Here is a 16,394-nt window from a genome sequence, read left to right on the forward strand (position 1 = left end):
ATTTTTTATAACTAAATATGATTTGCTACTTCATAAGCATCCCAAATTGCATACATTATATTAGAAACTTTACGAGCATCCCCTAAAAGGTGAATATTAGGAACTTCAAACTCTAACTCATTGTATAATGAATTTTCTTCTTTATATCCTATAGCAAGAATAACTGAATCACATTTTATAGTTTCTAACCCATTTTCTCTTTCTATTTCAAGAACTCCATTATTATATGATTTAACCTTTGAATTTACTTTTACATCTATATTATTAAATGGAATTAATCTTTCTAGCATTTCACTATTTGCTGAACATAAAGGTCCATTTACCGCTAATATTTTATTAAGTGCTTCAACTATTGTAACTTTCTTTCCTTTCTTTACAAGATCAAGTGCTAGTTCACAACCAACTAATCCTCCACCTACTATAACAGTATTATCTCCACAATCTTCTTTTCCGATTAATACGTCTGCTGCTGTATATACTTTACTATCGTCACCAAGAGAAAATACTTTTGGAGCAGAACCTGTTGCAATTATTACCTCATCTGCATTTGAATTAAGAATATCTTCCTTTGTAATTTCTGTATTTAAATTTACTTCAACATCTAAATTTTTTAAAGTATTATCATACCAAGTAGCTAACGCAATATCATCCTCTTTAAAATCTGGGGCACCTCCTGGAATTAAATTACCACCTAATTTGTCACTCTTTTCATAAACTACTGGGATATGTCCTCTTAATGCTAATACCCTAGCAGCTTCGCATCCAGCTACTCCACCACCAACTATTAAAACTTTTTTCTTTTTTAATATAGGATTTAAAGCATTATCCTTCTCTCTACATGCTTGAGGGTTTACTGCACAATTAAGCATAGAATAATGTTGAATACGTCCCATACATCCTTCTTGACAAGATATACATGGTCTAATTGATTCAATTCTATTTGCTCTTAACTTATTTACATAATCAGGATCTGCAAGTAATGGTCTTCCAAGGCTTATCATGTCACATGTTCCATTTTCAATAGCTTCAAGAGCCATATCTGGATTATCCATTCTTCCTGCACATATTATTGGTACATTAACTGTATCTTTCATTAATTTAGCAAAAGGTCTATATAATCCTTTTTCTTGATACATTGGAGGATGACTCCACCACCATGAATCGTATGATCCTACATCTACATCTAATGAATCATATCCATAAGATACAAGTAATCTAGCAGCTTCTATTCCTTCTTCTAAATCTCTTCCCTTTTCAGTGAATTTTTCTCCTGGAAGAGCTCCATCCCTTAAATCTTTTATAAAACTCTTTGGTGAATATCTAAGAGTTACTGGAAAGTCTTCTCCACATCTTTCTTTAATTTCTTCAACTATTTCACGAGCGAAACGAAGTCTATTTTCTAAACTTCCACCATATTCATCGCTTCTTTTATTAAATAATGATATGGCAAATTGATCTATTAAATATCCTTCATGAACAGCATGAATTTGAACTCCATCAAATCCAGCTCTTTTAGCGTTATACGCACCATCTCCAAATTTCTTAACTATAGATTTTATTTCTTCTATAGTTAACTCTCTACAAATTTTATCAAGCCATCTATGTTGTATAGGTGATGGGGCAACTGGTGGAAATTCTCCTAAGTTAGTAGGTATTGTAACTCTACCAAAACCACCTGACATTTGTAGAAATATCTTTGCGTTATAAGCATGTATTCTTTCAGTCATTTCTCTAGCAGTTCTAATAAATTGAACTGGATTGTGTGTTGGACAAGGACAATTAGGCATTCCATGTTCTTCAACAACATTATCTACAAAAGTTACACCAGTAATTATTAATCCTGTTCCCCCTTTTGCTCTCTCAGTATAATAGTCAATTCCCCTTTGATTAAATCCACCCTCACTATCTGATAATCCTAGTGGACCCATTGGTGCCATAGCAAAACGATTTTTTATTTCACATTTTCCTATTTTAACTGGTTCAAATAATTTTTTGTATCTATTCACGAAAATCCCCCCTGTTAGTTAAAAAATTAACATTTACAACTCCATTATATTACTCAAATATAAACATGTCAATATTTACATGTTTATATTTATATTAATATTTTATTTTATATTTTTTCATGATAAAATATTAAATATAAATATTGTAAGAAAGGTAGTACATATGAGGACATTAAAATATGCAATCTTAGGTCTTGTTAATAGGAGTCCATTAACAGGCTATGATATAACTAAAGCTTTTAATTCAGGATTAATTGAGTTTTGGTATGCAAAACATAGTCAGATTTATCCTGAATTAAAAAAATTAACCGAAGAAGGACTTATTTCTTATGAAGTAGTTATTCAAGGAGAGAAACTTGAAAAAAAATTATATTCTATTACTGAAAAAGGTAGACTTAGCCTTCAAAATTGGCTAAAAAAAGATGATCCTTTAGAACAGACACCTAAAGATATTTTTAGATTAAAAGCCTATTTCTGTGATGAAATGGATAAAGAAACACTAAATTCTCAATTTCAAAGTGCCATTGCAAAACATACAGAAAGATTATCTTATCTAGAAAGTGCCATGGAAAATTTATTAAAAGATAAAGAGATTTCAAAAGTCTCTTCCCCAGGATTTGGTGACTATATTGTTTTAAACGGAGCAATAATGAGAGAAAAAAATTATATTGATTGGCTTAATGATTGCTTAGATAAAATATCTAAAGAAAATTAAACTATAAAAAGTTCACATATGTAAATTTTGCTTATTCATACGCTTCGCTCCAAGTCATCGCAAAATTACATATGTGAACTTTTAATCTAAAGAAAATTATATACAAATATTCACAATAAACATACTATCTTTAAGTTCTATACTTAGATCTCCACCTTGTGCCTCAGCTAATCCCCTTGCAATGTCTAATCCAAGGCCTGATCCCTCTGTACTTCTTGAAACGTCTCCTCTTTTAAATCTTTCAACTAATCTTTCTGCATCTATACTTATATTTTCTTCTACCTTATTAATAAATATCACTTTACTCTTTTTATTAACCTTACTTTCATCATATTCAATTATTATAAAAACATCTGAGGGCCTTATGGCATATTTAATAATATTGGATATTAGATTTTGATATATTCTTAATATTTTATTATAGTCTCCGCTAACTATAATCCTTTTTTTCTCTTCTATACTAGATTCTTTAGAGTTAATATAAATCTTTATATTAATATTTAATTCTTTTTCTAGTAATTTCTCCTTTACTTCAAGCAAAGCTTGATTCAATACTTCTATTAAGTCTATTTCTTTTATTTCTAAAATAACTGTTTCAGAATTTGCAATTATAGACTCTTTTAAATCCTTTAATAATATACTTATTCTATTTGCTTTTCTTTCTAATATATTTATATATTCTTTTCTATTCTTAGCATTAATATCCTCTTTACTTAAAAAATCAACATAATTTATTACTGATGTTAAAGGAGTCCTTAAGTCATGAGATACATTAGTTATTAAATCTATCTTATTTATATTAGAAATAGCTTCTCTATCTTCTATGTCCCTAGATATTAAAATAAAATCAAAAATGGCTCTATTCATTATATTAAACTCAACTCCATTAAGAATTGCATAATTACTTTTATTAATATTTAATATTTCAATAACCTTAGTAAAGTTACCATCTTCTAAACATTTAATAGTTTTATCTAAAACTAAGTTTATATTTTTAATTATTAAATTATTTTTTACAAGACCTATATAAAGATATAAAGTAACAATTGTATTTAATATAATTATCCAAACTAATATAGTTTCTTTTATATCTATTCCACTCATAGTTATTTGAAAAATAATTTGATAAAAAACCATATAAAAAATCACATTAATTACTATCTTTATGAATCTATCAAATACTTTTACCTTATAAAATCTCTTTTCATATTCTTCTATATTACTTTTATTATATACTCTACATTTTAAAACTATTTGAATTACTGAAATAGCTACTATTATAGTGAAAACTATCCAAGTTAATAAAACTATATATTTAGGTCCTTCAGTATTGTAATTTGGTAAAAACTCTTTACCTGTTGTATTAACTAATTTTCTGACAACAAAATAATTAATTAAAATTAAAATCTTACCTATTATTGTCTCTAATAATACTTTTTCATTTATTAATATTAAATTTTTAACTTCATAATCCTTAAGCCAGCTTATATTATTTTTTAATAAAACCTTATCTAATAACATTAATTCACCACCTTATCTAAGGAAGCTTCAGTTAATAACTTTATATTAAAGGTAATAATAACTTTAAATAAATCTCCATCTATATTTATTTTAAAATCTCCCTTTTGTAATAAAACTAAATTTTTTGCAATTTCTAACCCAAGACCGGAAACGTCTTCACTTTTATTACTATTAATTAAATATACTAAATCCTTTGGATCTATATTTAATTCCTTTTTAGAAGTATTTTTTAAAATTATATATATCTTTTCATCTTCTCTTTTCACATCTAAATAAATTCTACTATTTTCTAAAGAATGCTTTACAACATTTTCAAAAATAATATCAAATACTCTCCATAGCATTTCTCCACTGCAGGATATATATAGTCCTTCCTTAGGAAAACTACTCTTAATTATTAAGTTCTTATCTAATAACTTATCTTCTATTTCTATAGTTGCTTGCTTTAAGAACTCTATTACTTCAATATCATTTAATTCTATTTCCATATCTCCTGTAGCAGTTTTAGAAGCTTCAAATAATTCTTCAACTAATTTCTTTAAGTTATTTGATTTAATCTTTAAAATTTTTATTGCATCATCATTATCTTCTTCTATCTTCAATTTATTTATATTAGTACTTATATCTTCTAATGGCTTATTTAATTTATTTGTTAAATTATTTATAAGCTCCATATTAACCTTTTCATTTTTTCTAATATTTATTGCAGATTTTTTTAAATCTAGGGATATATAATTAATTTTATCTATTAAATTTAAATAATTTCTATCTATAGGTAGTTCAATATTTTCTTTATTAAACACTTCCCTTTGAATATAGTAACTTGATTTTTCCTCATTTTTAAAGTCCTTTATCCATTTTTCAATACCACTCCATACAAAAGAACTCATACTATTATTTTTAAATAACTTTATAAACATTAAGACATTTAATAATGTCAAAACTATAATAATCGATACTAAGGTTTTATATTGTGGAACTATATATACCACCAATAAAATTAATAAAATACCTAATAAAATAAAAAATAAATATTTTAAGTTTTCTCCTTTATTTTTCAAACTTATATCCAACTCCCCATACAACTTTTATATATCTTGGTTTTTTAGGATCTACTTCTATCTTTTCTCTAATTCTTCTTACATGTACCATTACTGTATCTGTATTAAAGCATGGTTCCTCCCATACTCTTTCATATATTTCTTTTGCAGAAAATACTCTACCAGGACTTCTTAAAAGTAATTCTAAAATCTTATATTCTGTTTTAGTTATCTTTATTTCTTTTCCATCTAATTCTAATAATTTCTTATTTTTATCTAGTTTTATTATTCCATAGGATAAAACATCTTCTTCATTCTCTCTTGAATAATTACCTAAATCTACATATCTTCTTAATTGAGATTTTACTCTAGCAATAAGCTCTAAAGGATTAAAAGGCTTAGTTATATAATCATCTGCACCAATATTTAAGCCTAAAATCTTATCTGTATCTTGAGATTTTGCTGATAAAATTATAATAGGTATATTTTTATATTCTCTTATATTCATAGTTGCCCTCATTCCATCCATTTTAGGCATCATTAAGTCCATTATAACTAGATGTACATCTTCTTTTTTTACTATATTTAATGCTTCTATTCCATCATAGGCTTTAATTACGTTTATATTTTCATTTTTTAAATAAATTTCAATTGCATCTGTTATTTCTTTTTCATCATCAACTACTAAAACATTATACTTCCCCATATTTTTATTTTTTTCTCCCTTTTCTTTAAGTTATTATATGTAAATTATAACATCTATCAATTATATATTAAGTTATAAAGTTAAAAATAATCTATAATATTTCTAACAAATTCCTTACAAATAGAATAGGAGATAAAAATCATATTTATTATTCCATTGCTAAAGCTCTAAACAATAAAAATATGATTTTTATCTCCTTCTATATTTTATTTATAAATTACTCATAGATTAATTTCTTAAATTATTTTTCTTTGCTTCCACTAGTAATAAAGTAATATGGTAAAGCTAAAAATAATACTCCACCGATAAAGTTTCCTAGTGAAACTAAAACTATATTATATGCATATCCACCTAAAGTAATTGTTGCTGGATCTATTAAATAACCCATAGCTAAAAAGCTCATATTTGCAACACTATGTTCAAACCCAGCAGTTATAAAAGTAAATAAACACCAGAATATCATTAATATTTTAGCAGTTTCTTCTTTTAGCTTATAGCACATCCAAACGGCTAAACAAACTAGTATATTACATAATATACCCCTAATAATTAACTGCTCTGCTGGAGTATTTATTTTAGCAAGAGCATTACTAACTATAAATTCTCCAATATAATCACTTTTACCACTTGCTAAACCAGCTTGGACAAATAGAACTGCGCCAATAATTCCTCCAAGTATATTTCCAATCCAACTTGCAAACCAAATTTTTAAAGCATCTATCCAAGTTACTGTTTTTTCTAAAGCTCCCATAGTCATAATCATGGCGTTACTTGTAAATAAATCTCCACCTGCCATTAATACTAAACTAAGTGCTACTCCAAAAGATGCTCCCATTAAAATTTTATAAGTATCCACTCCATTATGGTGCAATATTCCACCTATACTATAAATTAGCATAATTCCTAAACTTACAAATAAGCTTCCTAAAGCAGCACTTATTAAGTATCTAGCTTTACTTCTTTTTAATAAATTACTTTTAACCTCTGCTGAATGGGCTAAATTATGAATTTCTTTGCTGTACATGTTGCACCCCACTATATAATATCAATTTTTTGCAAATCACTTAAACTAGTAATTTAATTTTTTGCTAAAAAATATTGTATAATGAAAAACAAAGTTTTGCAATTAAAACTTTGTTTTTCATCTATATTATTTAATTTTTTCATGGATTTTACTTATATAAAACTCTCTAACTTCTTTATATTCTAATAATGATTTTTTAACTGGATTTACTTTGATATTATTTTCTTCCATTAAAGTTCTCCAAGAGTTTTTATCTCCAAAAATATCTCTTTTAATATGATTTCCAGGCAACATCAAAATTGAAGCCATTGATACTTCTTCAATATTATTCTTTATAAGTTCTCTTAATATATCGGTTTTCTTAATTTCACCTTCTAATGTTCCCATATATACACTTTTAAACCCTTTTTTAATGAAAGTATTTTTTAATTCATTATAACTTTCATTATCTATACTTTTTGAACCATGACCAACTAATACTATGTTTTGAGTTTTCTTTAAATCCTCATCCATAGCATCTACAATCAACTTACATCCTTCATGCAATGATTTTTCTTCATTTCCCATAATAACTTCACCTAAAGTTATTTTAGAAAAAGAATAATTGTATTCTTTTATAGTTTTTTCAATAGATAAAAATTCAATACCCTCTATAATATGAAGTGGTTGTATATATACTTCTCTATATTTATCATTACTTAAATTAAATAGTACCTCTTCTAGCCTAGGTACTATCTTTCCATATTTATTAAATAAAATATTAGATACTATACTAGATGTAAAGGCCTTACATACATAGTACTTATCATTAAAACTTTTTCTTATTTCTTCTTCAAAGTCTTCTATCTCTTTTAATCCATCTAAATTAGATGTTCCAAATGAAACAATAACAATTGCTTTTGACATAATCATCCCCCTATTAAATATTAAAATTTCTGAAGACTTCTAGGAATTTATTAATATGATCTTCTGTATGAGCAACACTTAAAAATAATGCTTCATATTGAGATGGAGGTATATTAATTCCATTTTCAATCATATGTTTAAAATACTTCTTGAAAATTTCTGCATCACAAGTTTTTACATCTTCATAATTTCTTACTTCTTTTAAAGTTGTAAAGAATATAGTAAGCATTCCACCATATCTATTTATAGTTAATGGAATGGACTTTTCTTTAGCTATCTCTAATAATCCATCTTCTAATAATTTTCCAAGGTTCTCTATTTTTTTATAATATTCTTCTTTATTGTTTTTAAGCTTATTTAATGTTGCAAGCCCTGCTGCCATTACTATTGGATTTCCTGACATAGTACCTGCTTGATAAACTTCACCTACTGGAGATAAATATTCCATTATTTCTTTTTTACCACCGTAGACACCACAAGGAAGACCACCACCAATAATCTTTGCATATGTAACTAAATCAGGCTTTGCAGTAAATAATTTTTGAGCCCCTTCATAGGATACTCTAAATCCACTCATAACTTCATCAAATATTAATAAAGTTCCATATTTATCACATTCTTCTCTTAATAGATTCATAAAGTCTTCTTCAGCCTTTATTACTCCCATATTTCCAGCTACAGGCTCTATTATAACTCCTGCAATATCATTTCCATACTTATCAAATAAAGATTTCACGCTATCTTTATCATTATAAACTGCAATTAATGTATTTTTAATGCTATCTTCAGGAACTCCTAAAGAACCTGGAATCCCATTAGTTAATACACCTGAACCTGCCTCTACTAAAAATCCATCAAAATGTCCATGATAGCATCCTGCAAATTTTATAATTTTATTCTTTTTAGTATACCCTCTAGCTAATTTGATAGCACTCATAGTTGCCTCTGTTCCTGAATTGACCATTCTTATCATTTCAACATTTTCTGAGTTTTTACATAAAAACTTTGCCATAGCTAGTTCTAATTCAGTTGGAGCTCCAAAAGCTATTGCACTCTCTGATACTTCCTTTATAGCCTTTACTACATCCTTATCAGAATGCCCTAGTATCATTGGTCCCCATGCTAATACAAAATCAATATATTCCTTTCCTTCTTCATCTATTATTATTGCCCCTTTTCCACTTTTTATAATTGGAGGAGTCATTCCTGTATTTTTGTAAGATCTAACAGGTGAATTAACTCCACCAGGCATATATTTTTTGGATTCATGAAATATTACATCATTCCTCATAACTTAATTCTCCTTTAACCATCTTACTGCATCTAAAGCAAAGTAAGTTATTATAATATCTGCACCGGCTCTTTTCATAGATAACAACATTTCTAAGGCTACTGACTTTTCATCTATAAGACCTGCCTCTGCTGCTGATTTAACCATTGCAAACTCTCCACTTACATTATACGCACAAATTGGAACATTTACTAACTCTTTAGCTCTTCTAATAATATCTAAATAAGACATTGCTGGTTTAACCATTATTATATCAGCACCCTCATTAATATCCCATTGAATTTCTTTTAATGCTTCTTCTGAATTAGCTGGATCCATTTGATAAGTCTTTCTATCCCCAAATTGTGGTGTTGAATGAGCAGCTTCTCTAAATGGTCCATAGAATGCTGATGAATATTTAGCTGCGTAACTCATTATAGCTACATTTTCATATCCATTTTCATCTAAGGCCTCTCTTATATAACCTATCCTTCCATCCATCATATCAGAAGGTGCTACCATATCAGCTCCAGCTTTAGCATAAGATAATGATATCTTTCCTAATACATCAAGAGTTTTATCATTATCAACTTCATTTCCATTTAATATTCCACAATGACCATGACTAGTATATTGGCACATACAAACATCTGTTATTATGTATAAATTCTTAGAAATTTCTCTTATTTTTCTAATTGCTTGTTGAACGATTCCATTATCCTTATAACTCTCTGACCCACAATCATCTTTATGATTTGGTAATCCAAATAAGATTACTCCTCTTATATTACATTCTTCAACTGCTTTAATTATTTCAGGAAGTCTATCTAAAGACCAATGATAATTTCCTTTCATTGATGCTATTTCTTCTTTTATATTTTCTCCTTCTACAACGAAAATTGGGAAAATAAAATCATTGGAATTTAAAACATTTTCTCTTACTAAATCTCTAATTGCTGAATTTGCTCTTAATCTTCTTCCCCTTTTAATCATTTAAATCACCTTATCTTTCTTTATATGTTTTGTATATTTCTACTATTTCATCTAAGAAGCCATCCTCCGAATGTTTTTTACACATATGCGCTTCTATTGAATTTTCCTTTAAAGCTTTGAAAGTTTGTGGACCAATCGCAATATTATATTTTTCTTTTATTTTATCTTTACCAAATAATGATATCATATTATTAACAGTACTTGGACTAGTAAATAAAATAAAATCAACCTCTTCAAATGCTCTTTCATTTTTCACTTCACCACAAACAGTATTATACGTATGAATTCTATCTACAATTAATTCTAATTTTTCAATTTCATTTTTTAAATACTCTCGACTTGCTGATGAACACGGAATCAATACTTTTTCTTCACTTCTCAAATGAGGTTCTAATGCTTTAAACAAGCCCTCACCTACAAATTCTCTTCCCATAACAAAAGCTTGAATACCTCTATTCTCAAGAGCCTTTCGTGTAGCCTTTCCTACAACTGAAAATTTTGCCTTTATTGCTCTCAAATCTATTTTATTTTCTATAATATAATCAAAAAATATATTTACACCATTTACCGAAGAAAATATTATATGATCATAATCAGAAAGCTTATCCTTAACTTCATTTAAGTTATCTTTCGTAGGCTCTATTTTTATAGAATTTATTTCTGTAACCTCTGAACCTAATTCTCTTAATCTCTTTTTTAAATTAGATGATTGCTCTCTAGATCTTGTAACGCAAATATTTAAACCAAAAAGAGGTTTTTTTTCATACCAATTAAGTTTATCATTTAATGAAACAACTTCTCCCATTACTATTATACATGGAGATTGTAATTTAGCATCTTGAACTTTTTTTTCTATATCCTTTATAGTTCCTACGACCTTCCTTTGTTTTGAAGAAGTTCCTCTCATTACTACAGCAACTTTGGTATTTTCATCTTTTCCATATTTTAATAAATTTTCAATTATAGAACCTAAGTTATTAAGTCCCATCATAAATACTAAAGTTCCTTTTTCTTTTGCAATAGCTTCCCAATTAATATTTAAAACTCCTGATGTCATACCTGTAATAATGTGAAAGCTTTGGGACATTTCTCTTTGAGTAATCGGAATTCCTGCATAATTTAATACAGATATTGGTGAAGTTACCCCAGGAATAACTTCAAATTCTATATTTTCATCAATTAACGCTAAGACCTCCTCTCCACCTCTTCCGAAAACATAAGGATCTCCACCCTTTATTCTTCCAACTATATGACCTTCTTTAGCTAATTTTACTAAAGAATCATTAATCTCTTCTTGAGTTTTATAATGAGCTCCTGGTTCCTTTCCACAATAAAAAATTTTACAATCTTCTTTTAAGTAATTTAATATATTATTAGAAACTAATCTATCATATAACACTGCTGTACACTTATTTAAAGTATCTACAGCTTTTAAAGTTAATAAATCCTCATCCCCTGGTCCTGTACCAATTATATAAACCTTACTCATTTTAATTATCCTTTCAATATTTTCTTTGCTAGCTTAATTCCAAGTTCAATATTTTCTTCTTTATTCCCTAAAATATCTTTTTTAACTACTTTTCCCCCTATATCAAAAGTTCCAATCATATATAAATCATTGTTTTTAATTTCAGAATAAACACCTATCACAGTATGACATCCACCATTTAATTCTTTCATAAAACTTCTTTCTGCCTCTACTGCTACTCTAACTTCTTTATTATCTAATTTTTTTAAATATGGGTTATACTCACTACCTTCTAGAGCTTCTATTCCTAATGCCCCCTGTCCTATGGCTGGTAGGAATATCTTAGGATCAAAATAATCTGTAATAATGTCCTCCATATTTAGTCTCTTTAACCCTGCTGCTGCTAATATGATTCCATCCATATTTTCATTTTTCATTTTTTCTAATCTTGTTTGAACATTACCTCTAATTGGAACTATCTTTAAATCTTTTCTAATTTCTCTAAGCATTGCAGCTCTTCTTATACTACTGGTTCCGACTACAGCCCCTTTTTTTAAATCTTCAAAAGGAATATTATTTCTAGATACAAATACATCTCTAATATCTTCTCTTTCAGGAATTGCTACAAGTTCAAATCCTTCTGGTAGATTAAACGGAACATCTTTCATACTATGAACAGCTGCATGAGCCTCTTTATTTAAAAGAGCATATTCTATTTCCTTTACAAATAAGCCTTTACCACCTATTTTAGATAATGTTACATCTAGTCTTTTATCTCCCTCTGTAACTACTAAAAGTTTTTTTGAGCTTATATTATTTTTTTCTTTAATAAGTTCTATAACTTTATCTGCTTGCACTTGAGCCAACTTACTTTTTCTAGTTGCAATTATTATTTCCATAAAATATCTCCTATAAATTCTTATATATTTTATTTAGCACTTCTTCTCCAAAAAACATTTCTATAACTATTTTATCTTTTTTCTTTTCATATATATATTTAAAATCCTCACTACATACAAAGTCTATTATCTGCTTTTTATGTTCTTCTATATTTTTTGCACTTTTTCTAATTAATGAAGAATATCCAATGAATTCATCATATTTTTTTAAAGTTTCTATTATTTTTTCGGCTACCATTAATGAGCCCTTTGGATTTCCGTAATTAGTGTTTACTGCAAAACTTATATTATTTAGATTTCTTTGTACAGGGGCAATTGCCATACTATTTAAGTAATCTTCAGCAAATATATATATTTTATAAGCTTCCTCACAATCTTTTTTTATTCTTAAATTTAAATCTTTATTATCAGTTGCTATTATAACTAAATGTTTATCTTTTATAAACTCTTTATAATAACCTTTCTTAATAAGCTTAATATTTTTTATATGTTTAAAATCATCTACAAAGTTTAAGGATAATACTTCTACATTGCATTTTTTTAATAAAAAATTTTTACTTTTAATATATCCAACCTTGCCTCCACCTATTATTCCAACATTAAATTTGTTAGACATAATAGAGAGATATGTATACTCTATACTTCCTTTAGAAATATCTTTTCTAATATCTTCATGCATTCTTTGCCTTGCCCCTTTAATTGCTCTTCTTTTAATACTTCTATAGCTCTATTAACATAATAATCTGAAGTGCTTTTTATAAGAATTTCAGCAATTTCTATATCCTTTTTATCATGACATTTATGCTCTAATGTTTTTTGTCTTTCCTTTATAACTTTAGAGCTATTTTTTTTCATACTTTTAATTATATCAGATACTTCTCTTAAGTTTTTCCACTCAGAAAAATTGTTTATATGTTCCTTAATTATGCTTTTATATTGCAGCATCCTTTCTTTTCTTAAATTTTTATTTTCATCATCAATAGAACTTATTTCATCTATATCAAAAAGTTTAATTCTGCTAAAATCTTTAATTTTTTCATCTACATCTCTAGGCATTGCTAAATCAAAAATAACTATATTTTTTCCTTCTTCATTAATATGTCTTTTCTCTATAATTAAATGTGGTGCAGATGTACAAGAAATAACACAATCCATTTCATTTATTACTTCTCTACCATCATCATAAGTCATAACTTCTACTCTTTCATCATAAATATTAGTTACTTTTTCTACGGTTCTAACTACTAAATTTAGCTTTTCTATATTACTTGAAAGAGCATATTTAACTACAAGACTTCCAACTTCTCCATATCCTATAACCATAATTTTTTTGCAGTTACTTTTTGTAGCCTCACTTACTGCAATAGATGCTGAAGAAACAGGTATTTCATATAATTTTCCTTCTGTTCTAAACTTTTTACCACAAGTAATTGCTTCTTGGAAAAGTCTTTGAAGTTCACGATTGGCAGATCCAATTTCCATAGCTAAAGCATATGCTTCTTTAATTTGTCCTAAAATTTGATCCTCCCCTAAAATCTTAGAATGAAATCCACAAACTACTTCCATTAAGTGCTTTATAGTGTCTTTTTCTTCTAAATAAAAGCAGTTTTCTTTAAGCTCAATATCCCAATTTAAAACTTCAAAAATTTTTAATAAGCTTTCTTCTCCTCTTAAAGAGCCATTATAATAAATTTCTGTTCTGTTGCATGTACTTAAAATAATTATTTCATCAAAATATTGAAGTAACTCCTTTGTATATTCTTTTCTCTTTTTTGGAGATAACGTTAGTTTTTCTCTTATTTCTACTCCAGTATTTTTCCTAATTCCTAAAAGCTGAATCATAATTTTTCTCCTAAAACAAATATACTTCTGTGTTTTTATTATATTACCCTTATTATACACCGATTAATTATTTTTTTCATTTTTTACATTTTAAATATATTTTTCTTTTACAAACTAATTTAAGACCGCTAATTTAATATAGCGGTCTTAAAAACTTATAATATTTATTTTACATATTTAACATTGTATTTGTCCACTAGGTAATTATAATGTAACTTATAAGCAATTACTTATATTAATATTTTATTCCACTCCAATAAATATTGTTTTTAAGTATAGCCTTGTCTGAAAGTTCAACTCCTTCAAGGGCCCATTTCTTAAATTCCATAAAACCAGTTCTATCTACTATATATCCAATATGCTCTTTTCCACCTGGGGCATCTTTATCTATATATTGTTCAACATATTTATAAGTGTTTAAAATTATTTTAATTATGCTTTCTTCATCAACCCACACTATAAAATCTTCTGCTAATCTTGGGTTCTTCTTTCCTGTTCTTCCCATAATAGCTAATCTATAATACTTTTCTTTACTTCTAGTCCATGCTCCTGTTGGACAGTTAATTACACATTCACCACAACCTATACACTTACTATGATCTCTAACCGGTCTATAGTTTTCTGCATGTAAAGCTGCTGTTGATTTCTTAGTGCAAGCTCTAACACAAGCTCCACATGATACACACTTATCTCTATCAAATTGAGGTTCAGTCATTCCTATAATACCAAAGTCATGCATTCTAGCCTTAATACAATCATTTGGACATCCTGTTAATGCTATTTTAAAATGTAAATCATTTGGAAATATTGCTTTTTCTATTTTTTTCGCAAAATTTGTAGTATTATAATTTGCAAATGGACAAACTTTATTTCCTATACAAGCTGATACATTTCTCGTTCCAGCTGCTGTATATCCCTTTCCTGGAACTTCTTGATTTATTTCTAGCCCTTCTATTATAGGTTGAAGAAGAATGTTAACCTCAGCAATATCCTCCATATCTATTCCTGGAATTTCAAAACCTTGTCTTGTAGTTAAGTGAACTGTTCCATCACCGTATTTATCTGCAATTTCTTGAATTAACCCTAAATATTCAGCCTTTAAGAATCCACCTGGAACTCTTATTCTAGAAGCTGTTATTCCTCTTCTTTTAGTTACTCTAAAGGCATTCTTTTTCAGCTTTTTAGTATTGATATCCATAGTGTCTCCTCCTAATCTATTAATTCTTTTCCTTTTACATAATTAAAAACTGGTCCATCTAAACAAATATAAGTATCATCTATTTTACAGTGACCACATTTACCAATTCCACAACACATTTTTCTTTCTTGTGAAATCCATATATTTTCTTCTTTAATTCCAAGTTTTAAAAACTCTAAAACTGTAAATTTCATCATCATAGGTGGTCCTACAACAATTACTTGTACATTTTCTTTATCTTCAATATCAATTTCTGGAACATATTTAGTAACAAGTCCCACTTTCCCTTGATAGCCTTCTTCAGCACCGTCAACAGTTAATATAAGATTTATATTCTTTTCCCATTCCTTTATATCATCTTTAAAAAGAATGTCATTAGGGGACTTAAATCCTGATATTAAAGTAAAGTTCTTGCAATCTTTAGTGTTATTTGAGAAATAATCTACTATTCCCTTAACTGGTGAAAGTCCAGTTCCTCCAGCTACCACTATAACTTCTTTATCTTTATAATTGTTTATATCAAAGCCATTTCCATAAGGTCCTCTTAAGAATAACTTATCTCCAACATAATTATTAAAGATTTCATCTGTTACCTTACCAACTCTTCTTATTGTTAAGTCAACATAATTTTCACCTATTCCACTTACTGATATAGGTGCTTCCCCATACTTTGGTAATGATACTTCAAAGAATTGACCTGGCTTAACATCACCTTTAAATTCCATTCTGAAAGTATATTCAATTTCTGTATGCTTAATAACTTCTAATATTTCTGAAATAAATGGTATATATTCATTTTTAGTCAT

15 protein-coding genes are annotated in these 16,394 nt (G+C 27.6%); 1 reads left to right on the plus strand and 14 read right to left on the minus strand.

Features of this window, described 5'->3' with window-relative positions; translation table 11 throughout:
* Positions 1-11 precede the first annotated feature (11 nt).
* Complete coding sequence (locus ACQPUY_RS02130; RefSeq protein ID WP_430839265.1) at positions 12-2,006, minus strand: FAD-dependent oxidoreductase; 1,995 nt, start codon at positions 2,004-2,006, stop codon at positions 12-14.
* Between the two features lie 163 nt (positions 2,007-2,169).
* On the opposite strand from ACQPUY_RS02130, the gene ACQPUY_RS02135 reads away from it, so the two are divergent.
* Positions 2,170-2,721 (plus strand): PadR family transcriptional regulator, encoded by a 552-nt coding sequence (locus ACQPUY_RS02135; RefSeq protein ID WP_430839266.1) that lies wholly within the window; start codon positions 2,170-2,172, stop codon positions 2,719-2,721.
* Between the two features lie 96 nt (positions 2,722-2,817).
* On the opposite strand, the gene ACQPUY_RS02140 is transcribed toward ACQPUY_RS02135, so the two are convergent.
* From ACQPUY_RS02140 to asrB, 13 genes are all read right to left on the minus strand, one after another.
* Positions 2,818-4,242, minus strand: a complete 1,425-nt coding sequence (locus ACQPUY_RS02140; protein ID WP_430839267.1) for a sensor histidine kinase — start codon at positions 4,240-4,242, stop codon at positions 2,818-2,820.
* Positions 4,242-5,303 (minus strand): sensor histidine kinase, encoded by a 1,062-nt coding sequence (locus tag ACQPUY_RS02145; RefSeq protein ID WP_430839268.1) that lies wholly within the window; start codon positions 5,301-5,303, stop codon positions 4,242-4,244. The genes ACQPUY_RS02140 and ACQPUY_RS02145 overlap by 1 nt, the downstream gene beginning before the upstream one ends.
* Entirely contained in the window at positions 5,293-5,988 is a 696-nt protein-coding gene (locus ACQPUY_RS02150; protein ID WP_430839269.1) for a response regulator transcription factor, read from the minus strand. The genes ACQPUY_RS02145 and ACQPUY_RS02150 overlap by 11 nt, the downstream gene beginning before the upstream one ends.
* Before the next feature lie 241 nt (positions 5,989-6,229).
* Positions 6,230-7,012, minus strand: a complete 783-nt coding sequence (locus tag ACQPUY_RS02155) for a formate/nitrite transporter family protein (RefSeq protein ID WP_430839270.1) — start codon at positions 7,010-7,012, stop codon at positions 6,230-6,232.
* A 126-nt stretch (positions 7,013-7,138) separates the two neighbouring features.
* Positions 7,139-7,918 carry a sirohydrochlorin cobaltochelatase gene (locus ACQPUY_RS02160; RefSeq protein ID WP_430839271.1) on the minus strand — a complete coding sequence of 260 codons (780 nt, stop codon included), beginning with the start codon at positions 7,916-7,918 and terminating at the stop codon, positions 7,139-7,141.
* A gap of 13 nt (positions 7,919-7,931) precedes the next feature.
* A complete protein-coding gene (gene hemL, locus ACQPUY_RS02165; protein ID WP_430839272.1) occupies positions 7,932-9,209 on the minus strand; it encodes a glutamate-1-semialdehyde 2,1-aminomutase in 1,278 nt (425 codons plus the stop codon).
* A gap of 3 nt (positions 9,210-9,212) precedes the next feature.
* Positions 9,213-10,181 (minus strand): porphobilinogen synthase, encoded by a 969-nt coding sequence (gene hemB, locus ACQPUY_RS02170; RefSeq protein WP_430839273.1) that lies wholly within the window; start codon positions 10,179-10,181, stop codon positions 9,213-9,215.
* Between the two features lie 10 nt (positions 10,182-10,191).
* Positions 10,192-11,670, minus strand: coding sequence for a uroporphyrinogen-III C-methyltransferase (gene cobA / locus ACQPUY_RS02175; RefSeq protein ID WP_430839274.1), 1,479 nt, complete (start codon positions 11,668-11,670; stop codon positions 10,192-10,194).
* A gap of 5 nt (positions 11,671-11,675) precedes the next feature.
* Complete coding sequence (gene hemC, locus ACQPUY_RS02180) at positions 11,676-12,548, minus strand: hydroxymethylbilane synthase (protein WP_430839275.1); 873 nt, start codon at positions 12,546-12,548, stop codon at positions 11,676-11,678.
* Positions 12,549-12,558: 10 nt separating this feature from the next.
* Positions 12,559-13,227, minus strand: a complete 669-nt coding sequence (locus tag ACQPUY_RS02185; RefSeq protein WP_430839276.1) for an NAD(P)-dependent oxidoreductase — start codon at positions 13,225-13,227, stop codon at positions 12,559-12,561.
* Complete coding sequence (hemA, locus tag ACQPUY_RS02190; RefSeq protein ID WP_430839277.1) at positions 13,185-14,390, minus strand: glutamyl-tRNA reductase; 1,206 nt, start codon at positions 14,388-14,390, stop codon at positions 13,185-13,187. Before hemA ends, ACQPUY_RS02185 begins: the two co-directional genes overlap by 43 nt.
* 235 nt (positions 14,391-14,625) lie before the next feature.
* Positions 14,626-15,588, minus strand: coding sequence for a sulfite reductase subunit C (gene asrC / locus ACQPUY_RS02195; protein ID WP_430839278.1), 963 nt, complete (start codon positions 15,586-15,588; stop codon positions 14,626-14,628).
* An 11-nt stretch (positions 15,589-15,599) separates the two neighbouring features.
* Positions 15,600-16,394: an anaerobic sulfite reductase subunit AsrB gene (gene asrB, locus ACQPUY_RS02200; RefSeq protein ID WP_430839279.1), complete on the minus strand. Its 795-nt coding sequence runs from the start codon at positions 16,392-16,394 to the stop codon at positions 15,600-15,602.

This window comes from Clostridium nigeriense (assembly GCF_050585245.1).
Taxonomy (GTDB): Bacteria; Bacillota; Clostridia; order Clostridiales; family Clostridiaceae; genus Clostridium; species Clostridium nigeriense_A.